Genomic DNA, 18,163 nt, shown 5'->3' on the forward strand with positions numbered 1-18,163 from the left:
TTATCCCGCTTTGTCTGCAAGTTGACTGATGGGAGGGCCGAAGTGGTAGCCGGTCTGCCAGAGCACGATACAGCTGTTGACCACTTTTTCATCGTAATGGATCCCGGCATAGCGGGTCAGTTCGGCAAAGGCATCACTCAGGGGCATGGCCCGGCGGAACGGGCGATGGGAGGTCATGGCGATCAGCGAGTCGGCCACCCGGATAATGCGCGCCTCCAGGGTAATGGCGTTGCCCGCCAGCCCCTGCGGATAGCCGCTGCCATCGAGGTTTTCGTGGTGCTGCAGCACTATGGTGGCGATGGGCCAGGGGAAGTCGATCTGTTTGAGAATATCGTGGCCGGCTTGGGGGTGCTGCTTGATCAGTTCGAACTCCACCGGCCGCAATTCACGGGGGCGAGTGATGATCTCGGTGGGGATCTGCAGCAGGCCGATATTGTGCACCATGGCCGCCAGTCCCAGCGCATCCAGCCGCTCTTGCCGCAGTTGCATGGCCTGCCCGATGGCCAGTGCCAAATCGCGCACCCTCAGCTCATGGCCCGCACTGTTGCGATCCTTGTGGCTGATGGCGCTGGCGAGGGCACTGATGGTCTGGAACAGCAGGTCACGCTGGTGGCGCTCGCTCTCCTTGAGGCGGGTGATGTCGACCAGGGTGCCGATGATGCCGGCAACCATCCCCTGATGGTCATAGAAGAGATCCTTGAAACAGATGACCTGATAGCGCATGCCATTGCGGTCATGCAACTGCTGTTCGATGCACTGGGGCTGGCGACTTCGCAGCAACTCGGCTTCCCGCATGCTGTAGGCTTCGGCAAGCCCGACTGGCAGCAGCTCCTCGACCCGTCGACCCAGCAGCGCCTCCTTGCCGATGCCGATCACCTGATTGAAGGCCTGGTTGCAGCCCAGAAACCGCCCCTCGATATCTTTGTAGAACACAGGGATCGGGATGGCCTTGAGCAGGGATTCGTTGAAGTGTTTCAGGTCCTTCAGTTCGGCCTGCTGACGCAGGGCGAGCAGCTCGCTGTCCTTGCACAGGGAAATGGCGCGGGCCAGGTTGCCGAGCACCGGGCTGAACAGATGGCAGACCGGTACGATCTGCTGATGTGGCTGGGGGGCGAGCAGCAAGATGAGATAACCCCCTTCAACCTTGAGCCGATAGGCAAACTGGTAGGGGCGGCTGCCCGGCAGGGGGAGCGTCTGTTGCAGCAGGCAGTGCTCCTCCTCGCTGACCCACCCAGGCAGTGGCAGGGTGGTGCCGGTGTGCTGGCGCAGCTGCTCGTCGCCGATCACCTTGAGCAGCTTGTATCCCTCCCGTTGTTGCTGCAATACCGTGCCAACCGGCGTGGCGCAGTGATGCATAAAACGTTGCAGTACCTTTGTGAGCAGCGCATCCAACGTGACTTCACGCCCGATGCAGAGCGCCAGATCGCAGACGATGGCCATGGCGTGGTCGTTGTTCATATCACTGCCCCGTTACAGAGAATGGCGCCGTTATGAAATTGGGGGTAATCCCCATGGCGCACGCTGCCAATTTCGCCAAGGGAGAGGGCTCCTGCCAGATCGCCGGCCCCCGAGTGGGTCAGCAGGGTGTGCAGCTCGGTCACCGTCTGCTGGTCGAAGTGCAGCTGGCGTCCCGCGCAGTAGTAGACCTCCAGCAAGTGTGCCCGGGTGAGAGTTTGTTGCTGGTTGAGGCGCCTGGCCAGTGAGCAGGCATGTTCGGTGGCACTCTCTGGCGCCTTCAGCAGGGTGAGGATGCTGTGCTCCGCGACCTCGCCGGCGCAGAGCAGGGCGCCGTCATCGTTTGCCTCGACGGGGATCCTGACAATCACATCCCCGTTGGCCCGCAGCAGGCCCAGTGGCATGTGCACCACGAAACGGTAGAGCTCCTCGCGCACCATAGTGTGCTGGAATTGCTGGCGGATCAGCCCCTGATATTTTTGAAAGGACGGTTGCCAGTCGATGTAGGCAATCTTGTTCGCTTCACTGCTGGTGGCCAGCATTGGTTGGGCCGAAAGTTGGTAACCATGTTCCAGAAAGGGAAAGCTGTTGCTGGGCAGCAGCGTGCAGGTGACCCCGTAGGCAAGTTGCCGTTGATTGTCGAACAGGCAGGCAAGGGGGGTGAAGCTGCCGCTGCCTGCATTGGCGCCGGCATAGTTGACGCGATTGGCCAGTTGCAGATAAAGCGCATCCAGAATGGAGGCGATATTGGGAATGAGGTTGTCGAAGGTCAGAAACAGGGTTGGTGGCGGCGAAGGGGTTGGCCAGGTGGCCAGCATGTTCTCCACCTGTTCCGCAATCCGGTGGGCAAGGGATACTGCGCTGGCCTGCGGTGTCAGGGGCAGCAGTGTGGCGTGATAGGGGTTGGCTCTGGGCAGTAGCCAGGCCCCTTGCGGCAACAATCCTTGCGCACCGATCAGCTGGGGGAAAATGGCGCCATCCAGGGCGATGTTGAAATCGCGGCACAACTGCTGCAACAGGGGAACCTGCGCGCAATCCTGTTCGGCCAGCAGTATGGTCAGCTTGCCTCCTTGCAAGGGTGCCAGCGTGGCGGCCAGCTCTGTCGGGTTAAATTGGCAAACGTAGTGTTGCTTCATCAATCTGAACTCCATTCCAGAATATAACCAATATATCAATAAGGAATTCAAGAGGGTATGAGGATCTCGCCCGGTTCTGGTTGTATGGCAAAAACCATGATGGGTATCACCCTCGCTGACTGATCTGTCATTTGCTGGCTCGCGGAGTGCGCGGTGCTGTCGGGCCGCAAATAGAAAACCGGCAGCCAAGGCTGCCGGTTTTGCGGGTAATGGTGAGGAGGAACGTCTGTGAAGGTTACTGCAAGACTACGTGCTGAAACCCTTGTACCAGGCTGATGACCGGCTGGGGATAGAGTCCCAGCAACACCACCAGCGCTGCAGAGAGCAGCACTACCACTCCACCGGAGGAGAGAGCCCAGTCTGCGCTGGCATCGCGCTGCTGCATACCCGGTTCGCGCAGATAGAGGGTCACCATCACCTTGAGGTAGTAGTAGAGACCCAGTGCGCTGCCGAGCACGATGGCACCGGAGAGCCACCAGAGTTGCGCCTCGACGGTGACGCCGATGAGGTAGAACTTGCCGATAAAGCCGAGCGTCATCGGGATGCCTGCCAGCGAGAGCATCATCACGGTCATTACGGCAGTCAGATAGGGGCGCTTCCAGAACAGGCCGCGATAGCTGTGCAGGGAGTCGGCATCCTTGCCGCGATAGGGGCTCGACATCATGCTGACGACACCAAAGGCACCTAGGCTGGTGAACAGATACATCAGCAGATAGACCCCGGCCGCTTCCACCGGCATCTGGCCGATACGGCTCGCCACAATCACCGCCAGCAGATAGCCAAAGTGGGAGATGGAGGAGTAGCCCAGCATCCGCTTGATGTTGCTTTGCACCAGTGCCAGCAGGTTGCCAACGAGGATGGAGATGACCGCCATGGCGGCCAGCAGCCAGTGGATCATGGGATCGCTCGCCGCCGGAACTGCCAGATAGAAGCGCAGCAGCACGGCAAAGACCGCGACCTTGCTGACGGTGGCGAGGAAGGTGGCGACCGGTGCCGGAGCACCTTCATAGACATCCGGGGTCCAGAGGTGGAAGGGAGCCAGGGAGAGTTTAAAGGCAAGGCCGACCAGCATCAGACCGAGGCCACCCATCAACAGCGGATGGTGAGCCGGGCTCTGGGCCAGGGTCTGCCCCAGGGCGGCAAAGCTCAGGCTGCCTGCCTGGGCATAGAGCAGCGCCATGCCAAACAGCAAGAAGGCGGTGGCGGCGGCAGAGAGCACCATGTACTTCACCGCGGCTTCCAGCGAGTGGCGCTCGCGGTAGGCGTAACCGACCAGACCGAACATCGGCAGGGTCAGCATCTCGATCCCGATAAACAGGGAGGCGAGGTGGCGGGAGCAGGCCAGCACCAGACCACCGGCAGTGGCGATCAGCAGTAGCAGGAAGAACTCCTCCCGGTTATCCGGGTAGGCTTTCAGCCACGACTGGCCGAAGGTACAGGTTGCCAGCGCGCCAATCAGCACCAATCCCATGTAGAAGACGGCATAGCCATCGACTTGCAGCAGCGGGGTGACCCCCTGATCCCCTTGCGCCATCACGATGGGCAGGGAGAAGAGCGCCAGGTTGAGACCAATGATGGTGACGGTAAAGGCGGTAGTGACACAGCGGCGCCACGCGATGGCCAGCATCAGGGCCGCCATGGCCCCGGTGGTCAGCAGCAGGGGAAGCAGTGCCAGCAGTTGGGAAGCGGAGAAAGTCATTGCAGGGCTCCAGCAGTTGGCAGCAGATACCAGTGCAGCACGTTGATAAGGCTGCTGCTGGCGGTATCAATCACGGGTTGGGGATAGAGGCCGAGCAGAACCAGCAGGCCCGCAATCACCATCATCATGGTCAGCTCGCGGCGATCCAGCCCTTTCAGGATGCTCTCGTCCTTGGCGGGGCCAAAGCAGGCGCGCTGCAACATGATGAGGGAGTAGACCGAGGCCAGCACCAGCCCGAAGGTGGCGACCGCCGTGATCACCGGGGCGACCTGGAAGCTGCCGATCAGGATCAGGAACTCGCCGACGAAGTTGCCGGTGCCCGGCATGCCCAGAGAGGCGACCGAGAAGAAGAGCATCACGCCCGGCAGATAGCGCAGGCGTCCCCACAGACCACCCATCTGGCGCAGATCGCGGGTGTGCAGGCGCTCGTAGAGTTGACCGCAGAGGATAAAGAGGCCGGCGGCGGAGAGACCGTGGGCGATCATCTGCACAACGGCGCCCTGCAGGGCCACTTCGCTACCCGAGTAGATGGCGATCATCACAAAACCCATGTGGGAGATGCTGGTGTAGGCCACCAGCCGTTTAATGTCGGTCTGGGCAAAGGCCACGATGGCGCCATACACGATACCGACAAGACCCAGCACCATGGCGTAGGGGGCAAACTCGGCAGAGGCTTCCGGGAAGAGCGGCAGGGCGAAGCGCAGCAGGCCGTAGGCGGCGGTTTTCAGCAAAATACCGGCGAGATCCACTGAGCCTGCGGTCGGTGCCTGGCTATGGGCATCCGGCAGCCAGCCGTGCAGCGGCACCAGCGGCATCTTGACCGCGAAGGCGATGAAGAAGCCCAGCATCAGCAGCCACTGTACACCCTTGCTCATCGGGGTATTGAGCAGATCCAGATAGTTGAAGGTGAAGACACCGGTGGCATGCTGGTGGGTCAGCACCAGCCCGATGATGGCCACCAGCATGATCAGGCCGCTCACCTGGGTGTAGATGAAGAACTTGGTCGCGGCGTTGATCCGTGATTTGCCGTCAGTGACCGAATGGCCCCAGAGCGCAATCAGGAAGTACATGGGAACCAGCATCATCTCCCAGAAGAAGAAGAAGAGGAACAGGTCCAGTGCCATAAAGACACCGAGCACGCCACCCAGGATCCAGAGCAGGTTCAGATGGAAGAAGCCGATGCGTTGCACGATCTCTTTCCACGAACAGAGGATGGCCAGCACCCCGATAAAGCAGGTGAGGATCACCATCAACAGTGACAAGCCATCCACCGCCAGATGCAAAGAGATGCCAAAGCGGGGGATCCACGGCAGGCGCCACTCGGCGGCCCAGGCGGAGGCAGCACCAGAGACGCCCGCGCTGTCGAGACCCGTGGTGGCAAGGGAGAAATCACCACTTAGCCAGATGGCACAGGAGAGCAGCAGGCTGGCGCTCATGGCGAGCAGGGCTACCCAGCGAACAAACTGTCCGCCGAGACGCTCCATCTGCCAGCAGAGCAAGCCGCCGATAAAAGGAATTAGCAAGATCCAGAGTAAGGTCACGGTATCAGCTCTCGTTCAAGTTCATATGAGATTGCGCGCCCTGTTCCATCAGGGAGAGCAAACAGCCTAGCTGTATGATTGTCCGGTTGTTCATCGCGTTACCCCAGCAGCAACAGCGCCAGCACCAGCACGGCACCGATCCCCATGGAGGCGGCATACCAGCGCAACTTGCCGGTCACGGTCCAGGCCAGCAGCTGGTTGCCACGCAGGGCAAGCCAGGCGGGCAGGCCCATCATCCAGTCCAGCGGATCCTGCCCGACCAGACGGGTCGCCAGCAGATAGGGCTTGACCCAGAGCTGGTCATAGAGCCAGTCAAAGCCCCAGGCGTTGAACCAGAGAGTGCTGAGCAGGCGACCCGGTGCGCTGTTGGCAATGGAGGTGGCCAGTCGGCGCTCACCGAGAAACAGGAAGGCTGCCAGCGCAATGCCTGTGATGGCGATGATGCCGGAGGTGATCTCCAACGCATGGCGACCCTCTTCGATATGATCACCTGGGCCTGCCGGCAGTACCCCGGCCAGCGGCGGGGTGATCAGCGCGCCTATGCCGGTGGAGAGCACCAGCAGTACCAGCAGCGGCAGATGGTGAGCCAAGCCGTGACCGGCGTGGGCTTTGGTCTGCTCTTTGCCATGGAAGGCGATAAAGATCAGCCGGAAGGTGTAGAGGGATGTGAGGAATGCCCCCACCAGACCGGCCCACAGCAGCGCGCTTTGGCCAGACGCTTCTACTTGCCACAGGATGGCGTCCTTACTGTAGAAACCCGAGGTGACCAGCGGCAGCGCGGCCAGCGCCGAACCACCCACCAGGAAGCAGGCATAGACCAGCGGCAGGCTCTTGCGCAGGCCACCCATCTTGAAGATGTTCTGCTCGTGATGGGTCGCGACGATAACGGCACCGGCGGAGAGGAACAGCAGCGCCTTGAAGAAGGCGTGGGTCATCAGGTGGAAGATGGCCCCTTCCCATGCACCGACACCGAGCGCCAGGAACATGTAGCCAATCTGGCTCATGGTGGAGTAGGCAAGGATCCGCTTGATATCGGTCTGTACCAGCGCGGCAAAGCCTGCCAGCACCAGGGTGATGGCGCCAACCAGCCCGACCAGATGGAGGATCTCCGGTGCCAGCAGGAACAGGCCATGGGTGCGGGCAATCAGGTAGACACCCGCGGTCACCATGGTGGCGGCGTGGATCAGCGCGGAGACCGGCGTCGGGCCAGCCATCGCATCTGCCAGCCAGGTCTGCAGCGGCAGCTGGGCTGATTTGCCGACCGCACCACCCAGCAGCATCAGGCATGCGAGTGACAGGGCAGGGGAGCCTTCGGCAAACATGGTCGGGGCACGAACCAGCAGCTCGTGAATATTGAGTGTGCCCAGTTCGCGATAGAGGATAAACAGGCCGATGGCGAGGAAGACATCACCCACACGGGTCACGATGAAGGCCTTGAGGGCCGCCGCGCCATTGTTGCGATCCTTGTAGTAGAAGCCGATCAGCAGGTAGCTGCACAGCCCCACCCCTTCCCAGCCGAGGTAGACAAACAGCAGGTCATCGGCCAGTACCAGAAACAGCATGCTGGCGATAAAGAGGTTGGTGTAGGTGAAGAAGCGGGAGTAGCCCTCTTCCCCGCGCATATACCAGGAGGCGAACAGGTGGATAAAGAAACCCACCCCGGTCACCACCCCCAGCATGGTCAGCGACAGGCCATCCAGCGCCAGGCTGAAGGTGGGGGTGAAGTGGCCTACCGCCATCCACTGCCACAGGTGCTGGATATAGACGCCACCCTCGGGCGGGTTGGCCAGAAAGTCCATGCCGACCCAGAGTGTGGTAAGCGCCGAGAGACCAATGGAACCCACCCCGATCAGCGCCGAGGTGCGCTCCCCCAGACGGCCGAGGGAGAAGGCCAATACCAGCCATCCCAGCAGCGGAAATAGAAAAGTCAGATATAAGAGGCTCATCCGCGCATCTCGCTCACAGTGTCCACGTTCAGGGTGTGGTAACGACGATAGAGCAGCAGTAACAGGGCGAGGCCGATACTGGCCTCCGCTGCTGCCAGAGAAATCACCAGTATGTACATGATCTGGCCGTCGGCCTGAGCCCAGCGGCTACCCGCCACCACAAATGCCAGTGCCGAGGCATTCATCATGATTTCGATGCTCATTAGGATGTAGAGCAGGTTGCGACGGATCAGCAGACCGCACAAGCCGATGCAGAACAGCACCGCGGCCAGCAAAAGTCCGTGCTCCATGGGGATTCCATTCATTGCTGACCTCCTTCATGTGACGGACGCGATTGATTGCGGGGGACGGAGAGCACTTCACCGCTCTTCTCTTCCCGACCCAGGTGATAGGCGGTTACCAGACCCGCCAGCAGCAGGATGGAGGCAAGCTCCACCGCCAGTACATAGGGGCCAAAGAGCTCGACACCCACCTGCTTGGCGGTCACCTCGGTCACTCCGATCAGGCCCCCGGTCACCCCGAGAATGCCGTGGGCCAGAAAGCCCAGCAGGATCAGCGAGAGCAGGGCTGGGCCCCCCCAGGTCATGGGGGTGAGCCACTTTTTCTCCTGCGCCTGTGCTGAACCCAGGTTCAGCATCATCACCACAAACACGAACAGCACCATGATGGCACCCGCGTAGACGATCACCTGCAGGGCGCCGGCAAAGGCGGCACCCAGGCAGAAGAAGATCATGGCCACGGCGATGAGGGAGATGATGAGATTGAGCAGCGCATGCATGGGATTGCTGGTGCTGATCACCCGCAGCGTGCTGTAAATGGCCACCAGGGCCGAGGCATAAAATGCCAGTTCCATGATTGACTCCTCAGGGCAGCAGGCTCTTGACATCGATGGGCTTGGCTTCGTTTTCGGCATCCCCTTTCGGCTTGCCGTCGATGGCCATCCCGCTCATGCGATAAAAGTTGTAGTCCGGGTATTTGCCGGGCCCGCTGATCAGCAGATCCTCCTTCTCGTACACCAGATCCTGGCGGCGATACTCACCCATTTCGAAATCCGGCGTCAGCTGGATGGCGGTGGTGGGGCAAGCCTCTTCGCACAGGCCGCAGAAGATGCAACGGGAAAAGTTGATGCGAAAGAACTCCGGGTACCAGCGACCATCTTCCCGCTCGGACTTTTGCAGCGAGATGCAGCCAACCGGGCAGGCGACCGCGCAGAGGTTGCAAGCCACGCAGCGTTCGTCCCCGTCGGGGTCGCGGGTCAGCACGATACGACCCCGGTAGCGGGGGGCCGCATAGACCGCCTGCTCCGGATAGTTGAGGGTTTCACGGGGCCGCCAGGCATGGGAGAAGACCATGGCCAGACTGCGTAACTGGGTGCCGACACCCTGAATAATGCTAACAATTTTCATATTGAGTGCCTCACTGCGTACTTATCAGTACAACTGCCGCGGTGACCAGCATATTGATCAGGGTCAGCGGCAAGCAGACTTTCCAGCCAAACGACATCACCTGGTCAAAGCGCGGGCGAGGCAGGGAGGCCCGCAACAGGATGAAGAACACCATGAAACAGGCGGTCTTCAGGGCAAACCAGATGAAGGGGGGCAGCCAGGGACCATGCCAACCACCGAAGAAGAGGGTCACGATGAGCGAAGAGACCAGCACGATGCCGATATATTCGCCCACGAAGAACAGACCCCACTTCATCCCCGCATATTCGATGTGATAGCCATCGGCAAGCTCCTGCTCGGCTTCCGGCTGATCGAACGGGTGACGGTGGGTGACGGCGACACCGGCAAACAGGAAGGTGACAAAGCCCAAAATCTGGGGCACCACGTTCCACAAATCTGCCTGTGCCTCGACGATATCCCGCAGGTTGAAGCTGCCGGTCTGGATCACTATCCCCATCAGGGAGAGGCCGAGAAACACCTCGTAGGAGAGGGTCTGGGCCGAGGCGCGCAAGCTGCCGAGCAGGGAGTATTTGTTGTTGCTCGACCAACCGGCGAACAGCACTGCATAGACCGCCAGCCCTGCGATGGCCAGGATGTAGAGCAGCCCCACGTTGAGATCCGCCACGCCCCAGGTAGGGGTGATGGGCACCACCGCAAACGCCAGAATAAAGGCGGTGAAGGCGATGATGGGGGCCAGGATAAAGATCCTGCGATCGGCGAACGGCGGGATCCAGTCCTCCTTGAAGAACATCTTGATCATATCGGCCGCCAGCTGGAGCAGGCCGAACGGCCCCACCCGGTTGGGGCCGTAGCGATCCTGCCACAGGGCCAGCAGACGGCGCTCGATGAAGCTCATGAAGGCGCCAGCCCCCACGATCCCCACCAGCACAATCAGTGCCTTGCCCACCTCCAGCAACAGATCGATCAGCGACTCGCTCATGCGATCACCTCCTGCAGGTTAGTGATTGAGGCTTGTTGCAGCGCTGTCGGCAGGCCGTTCACCCCAAGGGGGAGCCCCACCAGACCGGTACTCAGCAGATCGCTCAGCCGCAGACGCAACTGCCAGTGGCTCCCGCCCCAGGAGAAGGAGACCTGACTGCCCTCATTGAGGGACAGACGCTGCGCATCCTGGGGGTTGAGCACCAGCTCGGGCTCGTTCATCCGGGTCTGGATGACCGGGCTGCGGGCGGAGAGCTCCTCGCCACCAAACAACTGGGCATAATTGACGACTTGCAGTGCATCCTCTGCCTTGAAGGGGGAGGGGATGGTGGCAAACCAGCCAAGGGTATCTTCGCTTGCTTCCAGCAGACGGCGACCCGGATCACCGGCGCGCAGTTTGCCACCCACTTCATCCTGGAACTTGTTCCAGGCGGAGGGGGAGTTCCAGCCCGGCGCCCAGGCAAAGGGCACTTGCGGCATGTTCTGGCGGGCACCGGCATACCCTTCCATGGAGAAGTTGAAAGGGGAATCGGGATCTTGCGCTACCCGCGGTTCGCTGACGTTCTGATCTGCCAGCATGGAGGTGCGACCGCTGTAGCGGTGCGGTTCACGAGCCAGACGCATGCCGCGGATGCGCAAGCCTGCGTTGGGGGCAGCTTCCAGCATGGTGGCCAGCATCGGATTGCTGGTGGCGCAGTCATGGTTGATCTGATCGAAGTTCTGCCAGCGCAGAGATGTGTGCTCAAGAGCGCCTTGCAGCGCCGCCAGCCAGCGCCACCCTTCACGCACCTGAATATCGGCGTTGTAGAAGGCTGGGGCATAGACCTGGAAGAAGCGCTGGGCGCGACCCTCCATGTTCACCAGGGTGCCGTCGGCTTCGGCAAAGCTGGCGGCCGGCAGGATCAGATCTGCCTTTTGTGCAGTCCGGGTATCCTGATGATCGATGACCAGCAGGTGCTGCAGGCGTGCCAGCACTGCATCCACACGGTTGCGCGGTGCGCGGCGGTAGAGATCGTTCTCCAGGGTGACCAGTGCCAACCCCTCTTCGGACTCGATACGCGCAAGGGCGGCTTCGAGCGACTTGTCTGACAAGGTTTGAGCGCCCAGCATGGCCAGACCCAGCGAGTTGGCCTCCTGGCCAACCAGCGCGATGCTGGCTTCCAGACCTCGGCCTTTCAGGGCGCGGGCAATGTTGCTAGCCGCCTCAAGCAACGCCACATCGCGGGCAGTGGAGCCTGCAATGATGAGCGGCTTCCTGGCGTTGCCCAGCAGCTCGGCCCAGCGTGCAGCCTGAGCCTGCTGCTCGGCAGAGAGGTCGGCGATAGCTGGCGCCGCATTGTCGAGCAGGTTGGCGATGGCAAAGCCAAGGCGCGCCTGATCGGCGTAGGGAGCGTGCAGTTTGTCGGCCGCTACGTCATCGAGACGGGTGTTGTCGAGGCTGGTGATGAGCAGCGGATAGCGCTCGTTCTGGCCCAGGGTCTGAACGGCGGCGACTTGCCACAGATCCACCTTCATCTTGCGGGCCAGCTCGCGGGCCTTGCCTTTGACAGCCTGACGCAGCGCCAACGCGATACGGGCTGCGCTCATGGTGACATCTTCGCCGAGCAGCAGAATGGCGTCGGCCTCTTCCATGTCCCGCAGGCTCGGAGTCGGCACGCCGCCCTGTTGCAGGATCTGCAGCATCTTCAGCTGACAGGCCCACTCGGCCTGCTCGACGCCAGCGTAGAAGTTGTCTGCACCCACCAGCTCGCGCAGGGCAAAGTTGCTCTCCAGCGAGGCGCGGGGCGAGCCGATGCCGATGAGGTCGCGGGCCGTGCGCAGGGCATCGGCGGCTCGGTTGAGGGCGCCATCGACTGTGATGGTCAGCTGGTCGTTGCCATCTTTGAGCAGCGGTTGGCGCGGACGGTCGGCCAGATTGACGTAGCCATAGCCAAAGCGGCCACGGTCACAAAGGAAGTAGTGGTTGACGCTGCCGTGGAAGCGGTTTTCGATGCGGCGCAGCTCGCCATAACGCTCGCCCGGACTGATGTTGCAGCCCACGGAGCATTGCTGGCAGATGCTGGGGGCAAATTGCATGTCCCACTTGCGGTTGTAACGTTCGGAGTGGGTCTTGTCTGTGAAGACACCGGTGGGGCAGACCTCCACCAGGTTGCCAGAAAATTCACTCTCCAGGGTGCCATCCTCGACCCGCCCGAAATAGACGTTGTCGTGGGCACCATAGACCCCGAGATCCTCGCCACCGGCATAATCCTTGTAGTAACGGACGCAGCGGTAGCAGGCGATGCAGCGGTTCATCTCGTGACCGATGAAGGGGCCCAGCTCCTGATTCTGGTGGGTGCGTTTGGTGAAACGGTAGCGACGGCTGTTGTGGCCTGTCATCACCGTCATGTCCTGCAGGTGGCAGGCGCCGCCCTCTTCACACACCGGGCAGTCGTGGGGGTGGTTGGTCATCAGCCACTCCACCACGCTCTTGCGAAATTCTTTAGCCTCTTCATCCTCAATGGCGATGTAGCTGCCATCGGTGGCCGGGGTCATGCAGGACATGACCAGACGGCCGCGCTTGTCATCGGCATTCTGATACTGTTTCACCGCACACTGGCGGCAGGCGCCAACGCTACCCAGCGCCGGATGCCAGCAGAAATAGGGGACGTCCAGACCCAGCGACAGACAGGCTTGCAGCAGGTTATCTGCTCCGTCTACCTCGTACTCTTTGCCGTCTACATAAATGGTTGCCATACAACTTCCCTGAAACCTGTTTTGTGAAATCTGTGGTGTCGTTACCAGCGCTCGCCCAGCAGATTGGGCTGGATCCCTTTGACCGGCTTGCGGTTATCACCGCTGCCTTTGATCCCGGCCTCGAATTCGGAGCGGAAATATTTGATGGCGCTGGCCAGCGGCTCGACGGCGCCCGGTGCGTGGGCGCAGAAGGTCTTGCCTGGGCCAAGGAAACCGCAGAGTTGTTCCAGAGTCGCCAGATCGCCGGATTGCCCTTCGCCACGTTCCAGTGCCCGCAGCAGCTTGACGCTCCAGGGCAGGCCATCGCGACAGGGCGTGCACCAGCCACACGACTCGCGGGCGAAGAACTCCTCCATGTTGCGCAGCAGACTCACCATGCTGATGGAGTCATCCACCGCCATGGCGAGGCCAGTCCCCATCCGGGTGCCGACCTTGCCGATACCGGCGGTATACATCTGGGCATCGAGGTGCTCCGGCAGCAGGAAGCCGGTTCCCGCGCCGCCCGGTTGCCACGCTTTCAGGCGATAGCCGCTCTTCATCCCGCCGGCGTAATTTTCAAACAGCTCGCGGGCGGTGATGCCAAAGGGCAGCTCCCAGACCCCGGGGTTGTTCACCTTGCCGGAGAAGCCCATCAGCTTGGTGCCGTGATCTTCCGAGCCCGGCAGCGCCAGCCCGTGATACCAGGCGACTCCGTTGCCGATAATGGCGGGGACGTTGCAGAGGGTTTCGACGTTGTTGACGCAGGTGGGTTTGCCCCAGACGCCGGAGACGGCGGGGAAGGGGGGTTTGGCGCGCGGGTTGGCACGGCGCCCTTCCAGCGAATTGATCAACGCCGTCTCTTCACCACAGATGTAGCGGCCGGCGCCGGTGTGGACGAACAGCTCGAAATCAAAACCGGAGCCCAGAATGTTCTTGCCCAGTAGACCGGCGGCCTTGGCCTCTTCCACCGCACGGCGCAGGTGGATGGCGGCATCAACGTATTCGCCGCGCAGGAAGATATAGCCACGATAGGCCTTGAGCGCCCGGGCACTGATGATCATCCCCTCGATCAGCAGATGGGGCAGTTGCTCCATCAGCAGGCGATCTTTCCAGGTGTTGGGCTCCATCTCGTCGGCGTTGCAGAGCAGGTAGCGGATGTTCATGCTCTCATCTTTGGGCATCAGCCCCCACTTCACGCCAGTGGGGAAGCCCGCGCCGCCACGCCCCTTGAGGCCGGCATCCTTGACGGTGCTGACAATCTCGTCCGGGCTCATCTGGCCGAGCGCCTTGCGGGCGGCGTCATACCCCTGTTTGGCCTGATACTCCTCCAGCCATACCGGCTGGCCGTCATCCCGCAGCCGCCAGGTGAGCGGGTGGGTCTCGGCGGTGCGGGCCGTGCGGTTGGCGGTGCCAAGAGAGGCGAGGATCTTGTTCTGCGGCAGGCTCATGGGTAAGCCTCCAGCGTTTTCAGCAAGGTCACCGGATCGAGGCCGCCATAGGTGTCGTCATCGATCATGATCGCTGGCCCCTTGTCGCAGTTGCCAAGGCAGCAGACCGGCAGCAGGGTGAAGCGGCCATCCGGGGTGGTTTGACCGGGGCTGAGGTTCATCACCTCCTTGAGACCGGCCAGCAGATCTTCATGGCCATTGATGTAGCAGACCATGCTGTCGCAGACGCGGATGATGTGACGGCCTACCGGCTGGCGGAAAATCTGGCTATAGAAGGTGGCAACCCCCTCCACGTCGCTGGCGGGAATGCCGAGCTCGGCCGCGATGGCGTGAATGGCGCCGTCGGGTACCCAGCCTCTGGCCTGCTGCACGATCTTGAGCGCTTCGATGCTGGCGGCGCGGGGATCTTCGTAGTGGTGTTTCTCGTGTTCGATGGCATCACGTTCAGCCTGGCTCAGAACGAAGTCGTCCTGTTTGCTGCTGCATGCCCCTTGCCCCTGTGGGGTCTGATTATTGTGACACTGACATTGCTGGCTCATGACTTGACCTTTGGTGGCTTGTCCTTTTACTGCTCGTCCGGCGATCCCAATTCCCGGCCATGGCCGGGAGGGCGGATCACTTAACGGTCCACATCCGACATAACAAAATCGATACTGCCCAGATAGACGATGAGGTCCGACACCATGCTGCCCTTGATCACCGAGGGGATCTGCTGCAGGTGAGCAAAGCTCGGGGTGCGGATCCGGGTCCGGTAGCTCATGGTGGAGCCGTCACTGGTCAGGTAGTAACTGTTGACCCCCTTGGTCGCCTCAATCATCTGGAACGACTCGGCAGCGGGCATCACCGGGCCCCACGACACTTGCAGGAAGTGGTTGATCAGGGTCTCGATGTGCTGCAGGGTGCGCTCTTTGGGCGGCGGGGTGGTGAGGGGATGATCCGCCTTGAACGGCCCCTCCGGCATGTTCTTCATGCACTGTTCGATGATCGACATGCTCTGGCGGATCTCCTCGATCCGCACGGTGGCTCTGTCGTAGGCATCGCCATTGCTGCCGACCGGCACTTCAAAGTCGAACTGATCGTAACCGGAGTAGGGGCGCCACTTGCGTATGTCGAAGTTGAGGCCGGTGGCGCGCAATCCGGCCCCCGTGGTGCCCCAGGACAACGCCTGCTCGGTGGTGTAGGCAGAGACGCCTATGGTGCGACCGCGCAGAATGCTGTTGCGCATCGCCGCTTTTTCGTAATCCATCAGACGTTTGGGCAACCAGCTCAACAGGTTGTCCTGCACCAGCCGCTGCCATCCCTTCGGCAAGTCGTGGGCCACACCGCCGATACGGAACCAGGCCGGGTGCATACGGGCACCGGTGATCGCCTCGATGATGGTGTAGATCTTCTGCCGGTCGGTGAAGGTGAAGAAGACCGGGGTCATGGCCCCCACGTCCTGGATATAGGTACCGAGGAACAAGAGGTGGCTCTGGATGCGGAACAGCTCCGCCATCATCACCCGGATCATGTCGACTCGCTGCGGCACCTTGATGCCGGCCAGCTTCTCGACCGCCAGCACATAGGGGAGGTTGTTCATCACCCCGCCCAGATACTCGACACGGTCGGTATAGGGAATGTAGCTGTGCCAGGATTGGCGCTCGCCCATCTTCTCGGCACCGCGATGGTGGTAGCCGATGTCGGGCACGCAGTTGCGGATCTCCTCGCCATCGAGCTGCAACACCAACCGGAAGGCGCCGTGGGCCGAGGGGTGGTTGGGGCCGAGGTTGAGGAACATGTAGTCCTCATTCTCGTTGCCGCGGGCCAGCCCCCACTCTTCCGGTTTGAACAGCAGGTTCTCCTGCTCCATGTCCTGTTTGGCGGCATCGAGCATGAAGGGATCGAATTCGGTAGCGCGCGCCGGGTAATCTTTGCGCAGCGGGTGACCCTGCCAGCTCTTGGGCATCATGATGCGGGTCAGATGGGGATGGCCATCGAAGGTGATGCCCATCAGATCCCACACTTCCCGCTCGTACCAGTTGGCATTGGGGAAGTGGTTGGTGATGGTGGGCAGATGCAGGTCACTTTCGGCCAGCGCCACTTTCAACATCACATCGGCGTTACGGTCGATGGAGATGAGGTGATAGAAGACAGTGAAATCGCTCTGGGGCAGACCGTCGCGATGGCTGCGCAGCCGCTCATCGGTGGCGCTGAGATCAAACAGCATCACAAACGGGGAGGGCACCTTGCGCAAAAAGTCCATCACATCCTGCAGCAGTTCGCGGGGGAGCCAGACCACCGGCACGCCGGTGCGTGTGGTCTGCACGGTGAAGTGCTCGGCCCCGAAGTGGGCAAACAGTTCGCCAATGACTTTGGCATCCTTGTGGTCGCTGGGCTGCCACTGGGCCATGGCGTAATTGCTGGGAAAATCACGAGTCAGTTTCATGGTCAGATCTCATCCGGCGTGCGCAGGTTGGTCACATTGATCCGTTCGCCGCGCTTGCGCTCTTTTTCGGCCTGCATCTGGGGACGGTAGATCCCCTGATCGCCCACTACCCAGGAGAGGGGGCGGCGCTCTTTGCCGATGGAGTCCTGCAGCAGCATCAGGGCTTGTAAAAAGGCTTCGGGACGGGGCGGGCAACCCGGAATGTAGACGTCGACCGGCAGGAACTTGTCCACCCCCTGCACCACGGAATAGATGTCATACATGCCGCCGGAGTTGGCGCAGGCCCCCATGGAGATCACCCACTTGGGTTCGAGCAGCTGTTCATACAGGCGCTGGATGACTGGCGCCATCTTGATGAAGGGGGTCCCTGCAATCACCATGAAGTCGGCCTGACGGGGCGAGGCACGGATAACTTCGGCGCCGAAGCGGGCCACATCGTGGGGGGAGGTGAAGGCGGTACACATCTCCACGTAGCAGCAGGAGATGCCGAAGTTGTAAGGCCAGAGGGAGTTTTTGCGGCCCCAGTTGACTGTGTCTTGCAGCACCTCCTCGAGACGGCCCATCATGATGCCGCGCGTCGCTTCTTGCGCCAGTGGGTCATCGACGGTCTGGCGCTGCTCCTGGGGGTAGCGCTCAACGGGTGCATCCGGGTCAATCCGGGTCAGGGTGTACTTCATGGTGCAACCTCAAGGAAAGGGTCTGTGGTTCAATCACTGTTTTTGTTGTTCAGCTGCGGTTTGCGCGGTGACCAGTCCAGTGCGCCGATGCGCCAGAGGTAGATCAGGCCGATAAGCAGCAGTCCGATGAAAATGGTGGCTTCAATAAAGCCGACCCAGCCGCTCTCCCGCACGGAGACAGACCAGGCAAACAGGTAGAGCGCCTCAACGTCGAAGATGACGAAGAACATGGCGACCAGATAGAACTTGGCGGAAAAACGCAGGCGGGCACTGCCGACTGAGTCGACACCAGATTCAAATGGCTTGTTCTTGGTGCGGCCGTAGGCGCGACCTCCCAGCAGGGCGGCGAGACCTATCATCAGCAGACAGATGGTGATGGCTCCGATGACATAAATGGCAAAAGCCCAATGTTGAGCAGAAATATCAGCAAACATAGAGGTTTTTCCTAACCAAATTAATCAAGCGACTTAACAATAATGTTACGCATTATGACACTTTCGCACTGATTTACATGTCATTTTTACGGGTTAATTATTAATCGGTTAACCGGTAATTAAATTTTGTTAAGAAGCGCACTTTTTTGTTGGTCATGGTGGGCGATAAAGGTCTGGAAAGCGTAGTGGTCCAACTAAATCCGGACACTTGGTTAGGCCGTTCTTCGGCTTTTGCTGGTGGCATCCCGTCATTGTGGCAATGTGGACGCCGCCAGTTGTAGTAATCCATTAGGTAATAACTGA

16 protein-coding genes are annotated in these 18,163 nt (G+C 60.9%); all 16 read right to left on the reverse strand.

Features of this window, described 5'->3' with window-relative positions:
* Complete coding sequence (locus L972_RS00750) at window positions 1-1,458, reverse strand: HD-GYP domain-containing protein (protein WP_047434395.1); 1,458 nt, start codon at window positions 1,456-1,458, stop codon at window positions 1-3.
* Entirely contained in the window at window positions 1,455-2,591 is a 1,137-nt protein-coding gene (locus tag L972_RS00755; RefSeq protein WP_047434397.1) for an FIST C-terminal domain-containing protein, read from the reverse strand. Before L972_RS00755 ends, L972_RS00750 begins: the two co-directional genes overlap by 4 nt.
* A 235-nt stretch (window positions 2,592-2,826) precedes the next feature.
* Window positions 2,827-4,290 (reverse strand): NADH-quinone oxidoreductase subunit NuoN, encoded by a 1,464-nt coding sequence (nuoN, locus tag L972_RS00760; protein ID WP_047434400.1) that lies wholly within the window; start codon window positions 4,288-4,290, stop codon window positions 2,827-2,829.
* On the reverse strand, window positions 4,287-5,831 hold the full coding sequence (gene nuoM, locus L972_RS00765) for an NADH-quinone oxidoreductase subunit M (protein WP_047434402.1): 1,545 nt from the start codon (window positions 5,829-5,831) through the stop codon (window positions 4,287-4,289). Before nuoM ends, nuoN begins: the two co-directional genes overlap by 4 nt.
* A gap of 98 nt (window positions 5,832-5,929) precedes the next feature.
* The gene (gene nuoL, locus L972_RS00770) at window positions 5,930-7,777 is read right to left on the reverse strand and encodes an NADH-quinone oxidoreductase subunit L (protein ID WP_047434405.1); all 1,848 of its coding nucleotides are present in this window, start codon (window positions 7,775-7,777) and stop codon (window positions 5,930-5,932) included.
* Window positions 7,774-8,082: an NADH-quinone oxidoreductase subunit NuoK gene (gene nuoK / locus L972_RS00775; protein ID WP_005337247.1), complete on the reverse strand. Its 309-nt coding sequence runs from the start codon at window positions 8,080-8,082 to the stop codon at window positions 7,774-7,776. Before nuoK ends, nuoL begins: the two co-directional genes overlap by 4 nt.
* Window positions 8,079-8,630, reverse strand: a complete 552-nt coding sequence (gene nuoJ / locus L972_RS00780; RefSeq protein ID WP_047434409.1) for an NADH-quinone oxidoreductase subunit J — start codon at window positions 8,628-8,630, stop codon at window positions 8,079-8,081. Before nuoJ ends, nuoK begins: the two co-directional genes overlap by 4 nt.
* 10 nt (window positions 8,631-8,640) lie before the next feature.
* Window positions 8,641-9,183, reverse strand: coding sequence for an NADH-quinone oxidoreductase subunit NuoI (gene nuoI / locus L972_RS00785; RefSeq protein WP_005337245.1), 543 nt, complete (start codon window positions 9,181-9,183; stop codon window positions 8,641-8,643).
* A 10-nt stretch (window positions 9,184-9,193) separates the two neighbouring features.
* On the reverse strand, window positions 9,194-10,162 hold the full coding sequence (nuoH, locus tag L972_RS00790; RefSeq protein WP_005344904.1) for an NADH-quinone oxidoreductase subunit NuoH: 969 nt from the start codon (window positions 10,160-10,162) through the stop codon (window positions 9,194-9,196).
* Complete coding sequence (gene nuoG, locus L972_RS00795) at window positions 10,159-12,897, reverse strand: NADH-quinone oxidoreductase subunit NuoG (protein ID WP_047434415.1); 2,739 nt, start codon at window positions 12,895-12,897, stop codon at window positions 10,159-10,161. Before nuoG ends, nuoH begins: the two co-directional genes overlap by 4 nt.
* 41 nt (window positions 12,898-12,938) lie before the next feature.
* Entirely contained in the window at window positions 12,939-14,324 is a 1,386-nt protein-coding gene (nuoF, locus tag L972_RS00800; RefSeq protein WP_043823885.1) for an NADH-quinone oxidoreductase subunit NuoF, read from the reverse strand.
* Complete coding sequence (nuoE, locus tag L972_RS00805; protein WP_021231426.1) at window positions 14,321-14,863, reverse strand: NADH-quinone oxidoreductase subunit NuoE; 543 nt, start codon at window positions 14,861-14,863, stop codon at window positions 14,321-14,323. The genes nuoF and nuoE overlap by 4 nt, the downstream gene beginning before the upstream one ends.
* 80 nt (window positions 14,864-14,943) lie before the next feature.
* Window positions 14,944-16,749 (reverse strand): NADH-quinone oxidoreductase subunit C/D, encoded by a 1,806-nt coding sequence (nuoC, locus tag L972_RS00810; protein ID WP_047434421.1) that lies wholly within the window; start codon window positions 16,747-16,749, stop codon window positions 14,944-14,946.
* 2 nt (window positions 16,750-16,751) lie between these two features.
* The gene (locus L972_RS00815; protein ID WP_005344917.1) at window positions 16,752-17,426 is read right to left on the reverse strand and encodes a NuoB/complex I 20 kDa subunit family protein; all 675 of its coding nucleotides are present in this window, start codon (window positions 17,424-17,426) and stop codon (window positions 16,752-16,754) included.
* A 29-nt stretch (window positions 17,427-17,455) separates the two neighbouring features.
* Window positions 17,456-17,860 carry an NADH-quinone oxidoreductase subunit A gene (locus tag L972_RS00820; RefSeq protein WP_047434425.1) on the reverse strand — a complete coding sequence of 135 codons (405 nt, stop codon included), beginning with the start codon at window positions 17,858-17,860 and terminating at the stop codon, window positions 17,456-17,458.
* Between the two features lie 100 nt (window positions 17,861-17,960).
* Window positions 17,961-18,163 (reverse strand): hypothetical protein (locus tag L972_RS21695; RefSeq protein WP_156127035.1); only part of this gene is annotated, 203 nt, incomplete at its 5' end.

Origin of the sequence: Aeromonas sp. ZOR0001, assembly GCF_000801015.1 — a bacterium.
GTDB classification, from domain to species: domain Bacteria; phylum Pseudomonadota; class Gammaproteobacteria; order Enterobacterales; family Aeromonadaceae; genus Aeromonas; species Aeromonas veronii.